Here is a 3530-nt window from a genome sequence, read left to right on the forward strand (position 1 = left end):
CATCCGCTGCTGCGGGCGACCGTGACATCCGGATGGCGTGACCGTTGGTCCTTTGCCGACGGTGTTCAGCCTGAATTGTCATGGTGCGAAGGCGAAACAGGAGGTCCGCTGCCTCAAGCAAAACCAATCGATCTAGGCCGCGAGAGTGGTTTGAAAGTCTATGTCGTCCAAGGGGTGGTGAACGTCGAGGTCACGTTCCAGTTCCATCACGCCTGCTGCGATGGAGCGGGAATGGAACGATTTATTGACGATCTTTTCGTACGTTATGCCGATCTTCGAACCGACGGTGAAATTGCCACCGATCCGACGGCCGTGGATCCCGATCGGGTTGCATCTCGCGGCTCCTACGGACTGCGACTTGCCAAGCTGCTAAAACTGTTGCCCGGCCAAATGGTGGGGCTGTTAGGGGCGGCCCAGTTTTTGGGACGCCATCCCAAGCCGCTGCTTGATCATCCTGCCCGTGATCGCCAAGCCGAATCGACGGCGGCATTCCCTTCGCTGACAAGTTTTCGGTTTGACAAATCGCAAACCCTGGCCTTGCGAAATACGGCAAACGAACGAAACGTCACGCTTCATGAGTTGTTGGTTCGTGACTTCTTTTTGGCGTTATGGGATTGGCAGAAAGAACTTGGTCAATACCACGACCGACATTGGGTGCGGATGATGATCCCCATGAACATGCGAGACGCATCGTATCGTTCGCTGCCCGCGATGAATTGTGTCAGTTCCGTTTTCCTGGATCGTCGTGGTAAGGACAGCGTGGATCGCGATCAACTGCTAAACGGAATTCATGATGAGATGCAAGTCATCAAGCGGTTTCAATTGGAGTTCACGTTTCTGTGGTTCTTGAAACTGCTGCACTGGATTCCAGGAGGATTAAAACGCTCGGTTCAGCAGGACACGTGCCAACTGTCGGTGATCTTTTCCAACACGGGGAAAATGACACGTCGGTGCCCCTTGCCCCGCACCAATGGATGTTTGCAAGTGGCGGATTTAGTGCTTCACGATATGGATGGTTTGGCGCCGCTACGACCCTATAACTGCGTGACGATGCTGACGCTGGAATATGCTCATCGGCTGAAACTAAACCTTCACTACGACGCTCAGTTCGTGACCGCACGGCAGTCGCAGAAGTTAATGGACCTTTTCGTTGCCCGCTTGCATGACAGTATTCAATCGCGGGTTGCGTGATTTCGCATCCGAGCCGCTGTCAATTCGCGGCGCGTCGATCCGCAGAGGATTCCCCATTTTTTGCAAGTAATCATGGCATCGTGAGATCAGTTGGGTATCCGCCGGCGCACATCGGATGCCGCTTTCTCGCAAGGCATCGAGAGTCTGTTGACAGTCAAAACGACCATGGATCCCGCGATCATCGGGCGTGGCAAAGCGTGGCATCATGATGTCGGCGAGTATTTTTAAACCCTCCGCGGATGCATCGGCATGCTTGGCTAAGTCAGCCAATCGCTGCCGCCATGTTTCGATGTCGATCCAATCGACATTGGCTCCGCCGTCACGCATCCACTGAGTCAACGCGTCCGCCGTCATCGGATGCGGGTTGGTCAGATGAAAGGTTTTGCCTTGGTTGTGTTTTTGTTGCGCCAGGTACACCATCGCCTTGGAAACAAAGTCCACCGGCGTTGCATCGAGTTCGAAATCGCGAAACGGAGCAGCGCCAACCCACAAACAGGCTTGAACAATTTGATGTAACAGATCGTCGACGTTGGCAATGCCGGTTTCGCTATGCCCGGTCACATGGCCTGGGCGATAGATGGTCACGGGTAGCCCACGGCGCCGTGCCTGTTCGATCATCCGTTCAGCGACCCATTTGGTTTGTGAATACCCATACAACACTTCCTGGCACGGTGGCAAAGCGTCGGACTCAGCGATCACGCGGCCGCGGTTAGCGTCGGTCGCATGCACCGTGAACGTCGAAACATAGTGTATCGGTATCATCTGACGATGGCACGCCAGACGCAATAATTCACGCGTACCGCCCACGTTGTCCGATTTGAGCGACGGGTAAGGCAGAAGCAAATTCACGTTGGCGCCGTTGTGATAGATCACGTCGATGGATTCGGCCAATTCACTGAAATGCTCCGCCGAAAGACCAAGTCGCGGCTGAGAAAAGTCGCCGACCAGGACGCGGGCCCGATGGTTAAGATCGCTATGCCGGAGACGGTATTTCGCAAGATTCTCAGCGATTCGCTGCATCCCTGCGATTTCGTTTTCAGCACGGACCAAGCACACCACTTGCGACGATGTGGTTTCCAACAATTCGTACAGCAGATGAGCTCCAAGGAATCCCGTGGCTCCGGTTAGCAGCACGCGTGGCGACGCTGCTGCGTTCACTTCGGTTCCGCAAGGAACGATCGAAGGATCGAGTTGGGCTTCACGCTCAAAGTCGATCCGATTATCGGTCGGTTCACTTTCCTCACTTGTTATTTCGCTGTCGGTGTTTGCTTCGGAAGCATCGAGATCGGACATCAATGCTAGGATCGAGTGACTCAATTCTCGAACGCTCGGTCCGCTGAGGATGCGGTTCATTGGGATTCGCGTTCCCACCGCGGTTTCGATGCGATTGATCAGTTCAACCGCCATCAGCGAATCGATTCCGACTTGCGCCAGCGATGCATCGCGGTCGACCTTTGCGGGTTCGATACCGAAGACTCCGGCCACTTGGCTTGCGACAAAGTCGCCAAGGATATCGAGTCGCTCATTTGGCGAAACGCTGTGAAGTTGCGACTGCAGGCCTGAGTTCGACGGAGTCGAACGCACGTCGTCTCGGACGCATTCATACATCGGAAGCGTCGCGACGGCATCACTTATCTTGCTAAATCGTTTCCAGTCGACTCGTCCGGCACCGACCACGGCGGTGTCACGAAGAATCATTTCAGCGAACACATCAAGGGCTTCATTGATCCGAAACGCTTTCAGTCCAACGCCATCCAAATACTCGGCGGTCTTGTGGTTGCGGGCGACGAATCCCGCATCAAGCAGGGCGCCCCAGTTCAACGTCAAGGCTGGCAACCCGCTCGCTTGGCGATGATGGGCCAACGCGTCAAGAAAGCTATTTCCTGCGTTGTAGTTGGCTTGCTTGGTTGCCCCCACCAAGTTTGAATACGACGAGAAACAGATGAAATGATCCAGCGGAACATCACGTGTGGCAACATGCAGGTTCCATGCCCCCAGCATTTTGGGGTTCAGCACTTTTGCAAAACGTGCTTCGTCCAAATCGGCAATGAAGGCATCGTCCAACACCATGGCTGCATGCACCACGCCTTTGAGTACCGGCGCATCCGTTTGGATTTGCTCGATCACACGCTGGACATCTTCTGCCTTGGTGACATCACCACGAGCATCGTTGATCGTGATTCCCTCGGTACGCAACGATTCGATTTCACTTGCCACATCTTCATTGGGCCCACTGCGGCTGAGCAACACCAAGTGGCGTGCGCCTTGGCGGACCATCCATTTGGCAATCTCCCATCCGAATCCACCCGCGCCACCGGTGATCAGGTAGCTGGCATCCG

The 3530-nt window shown here is 54.9% G+C and carries 2 protein-coding genes; one reads left to right on the forward strand and one right to left on the reverse strand.

What is annotated here, in order from left to right:
* Positions 1–1191 (forward strand): hypothetical protein (locus ABX962_RS32755; RefSeq protein ID WP_372725894.1); only part of this gene is annotated, 1191 nt, incomplete at its 5' end.
* Here ABX962_RS32755 and ABX962_RS32760 read toward each other — a convergent pair.
* The coding region (locus ABX962_RS32760; protein WP_372725895.1) for a thioester reductase domain-containing protein at positions 1135–3530 on the reverse strand (2396 nt) is incomplete at its 5' end. The two genes, ABX962_RS32755 and ABX962_RS32760, sit on opposite strands and share 57 nt — an antisense overlap.

The sequence above is a fragment of the Novipirellula sp. genome (assembly GCF_041583735.1).
GTDB lineage: Bacteria > Planctomycetota > Planctomycetia > Pirellulales > Pirellulaceae > Novipirellula.